At 72.2% G+C, this 2609-nt stretch carries 1 protein-coding gene; it reads right to left on the bottom strand.

Annotated elements, in window-relative coordinates:
• The coding region (locus ACZ7H1_RS37270) for a type I polyketide synthase (RefSeq protein ID WP_470792931.1) at positions 1 to 2609 on the bottom strand (2609 nt) is incomplete at both ends.

Genomic DNA, 2609 nt, shown 5'->3' with positions numbered 1-2609 from the left:
GCGAACATCACCTCGCGCAGGGGGTGTTCCAGTAGCCGGTCGAAGTGTGTGCACACCTCGTCCAGCGCTTCGGCGAAGACCGGGAACGACGCGTACAGCTCCCGTCCCATCCCCGCCCGCTGACTCCCCTGACCGGAGAACAAGAACGCCAGGCGGCCCTGCGTACCGTCCGCAGACCCGGCGACGACCCGGCCATCGGCCTCGCCCCGTGCGATCGCATGCAACGCGTCGAGGAAGTCGGACGGATCCTCCGCGACCACGGCGACCCGGTCGTCCAGCGCGGCACGCGAGGTGCCGAGCGAGAACGCCACGTCCGCCGCGGACAGTTCGGGCCGGGCCGCCACGAACGAACGCAGCCGCTCCGCCTGGGCGCGCACGGCATCCTCGCCGTGCCCGGAGACGACCCACGGCACCGGCCCGTACACGGATCCGTTCGCGTCGGGAGTGCCGGCGACGGCCGTGCCACGCTCGGCATCCTCCACCGCGGCCTGCTCGATGATCGCGTGCGCGTTGGTGCCGCTCACACCGAAGGACGACACACCGGCCCGCCGGGCCCGCCCGGTCTCCGGCCACTCTGCTGCCTCTCGCAGCAGCGACACCGCGCCGGCCGACCAGTCCACGTGCGGAGTCGGATCGTCCACGTGCAGCGTCTTCGGCAGCACGCCGTGATGCATCGCCATCACCATCTTGATGACTCCGCCGACACCCGCTGCCGCCTGCGTGTGTCCGATGTTCGACTTCAAGGAGCCCAGTAGCAGCGGCTGTTCGGCGGGCCGGTCCTGGCCGTACGTGGCGATCAGTGCCTGCGCCTCGATCGGGTCACCCAGCTTCGTACCGGTGCCGTGCGCCTCTACGGCGTCGACCTCCGAGGCGGATAGACCGGCCTTGGCGAGCGCCTGCCGGATCACCCGTTCCTGGGAAGGGCCGTTGGGGGCGGTGAGCCCGTTGCTGGCGCCGTCCTGGTTGACGGCCGTACCGCGCACGATGCCCAGGACCGGATGCCCGTTGCGCCGGGCGTCCGACAGCCGCTCGAGGAGCAGGACACCGGCGCCCTCGCCCCAGCTGGTCCCGTCCGCGGCCGCCGCGAAGGACTTGCTGCGGCCGTCGGGAGCGAGCCCCCGCTGCCGGCTGAACTCCACGAAAGTTCCCGGGGAGGCCATGACGGTCACTCCGCCCGCGAGTGCGAGGGGGCACTCGCCGCTGCGCAGCGCCTGTACGGCCATGTGCAGGGCGACCAGCGAGGAGGAGCAGGCCGTGTCGATGGTGACTGCCGGGCCCTCCAGGCCCAGGGTGTACGCGACCCGGCCGGAGATCACGCTCGCCGCGGTGCCGGTGAGCAGGTACCCCTCGAACTCCTCGGGGGCCTCACTCATGCGCGGCCCGTACTCGTCCTGGGACGCCACACCGACGTACACGCCCGCCTGGCTGCCGGCCACCGACCGCGGATCCATCCCCGCCCGCTCGAACACCTCCCAGGAGGTCTCCAGCAGCAGCCGCTGCTGCGGGTCCATGGCCTGAGCCTCCCGGGGTGAGATCCCGAAGAACCCGGCGTCGAACTCGGCAGCCTCGTAAAGGAATCCGCCTTCGCGGACGTACGACGTACCCGCGCGCTCCGCATCGGGGTCGTAGAGCGCGTCGGTGTCCCAGCCGCGGTCCGTGGGGAAGACGGAGACCGCGTCCCCGCCGTCGGTGAGCAGCTGCCACAGGTCCTCGGGCGAGCGCACCCCGCCCGGGTAGCGGCAGGCCATGGACACGATGGCGATCGGGTCGTCGTGGTCCGCGGCACCGGCCTGGGCCGGGAGCAGGGCGGAGGTCTCCGCCCGGGTGTCACCGGACCCGGCTGCTGCCTGGACGCGCAGGAAGCGGGCCAGTGCCAGCGGCGTCGGGTGGTTGAAGACAAGGGTGGGAGGCAGCTTCAGGCCGGTGACGGCGACGAGCCGGTTGCGCAGTTCGACGGAGGTCAGCGAGTCGAAGCCGATGTCCTTGAAGGACTGCGAGGCGTTCACCGCATCCGCGGACGCGTGCCCGAGCACGGCCGCGGCCTGGGCCCGTACCAGGTTCAGCAGCAGCCGCTCGCCCTCCGCGTCGGAGAGGTCCGACAGCTGCTGTGCCAGCCTCGAGCTGTCCTCGTCGCCCGGACGGTCTTCGGCGGCACCCGCCTGCAGATTGCGTACGTCCGGCAGGTCGGAGATAAGCGGGCTGTGGCGGGCGACGGTGTACGCCGGTATGAAGCGGTCCCAGTCGATGTCGGCGATGGTGACGGTCGGTTCGCCGCGGCCGACGGCCTGGCTCAGTGCGGTGAGCGCCAGGTCCGGCGCCATGGCCGGGAACCCGCGCCGGCGCAGCTGCTCGGCCACCTCGCCGGCCGCCATGCCGTCCGCGTCCCACGGGCCCCAGGCGATGGAGGTCGCGGGCAGCCCGAGTGCGTGGCGCTGCTGGGCGAGCGCGTCCAGCTGGGCATTGGCCGCACCGAAGCTCCCCTGCCCGGCCCGGCCGAGCGTACCGACCACCGACGAGAAGAGGACGAAGGCGTCGAGGTCGAGGTGGCGGGTGTGCTGGTCGAGGAGTGCGGCTGCGGTGGCCTTGGGTCGCAGGACCGTCTCGAGGCG

The sequence above is a fragment of the Streptomyces sp. NPDC037401 genome (assembly GCF_055602345.1).
This window is presented reverse-complemented; position numbering and strand designations above follow the sequence as displayed.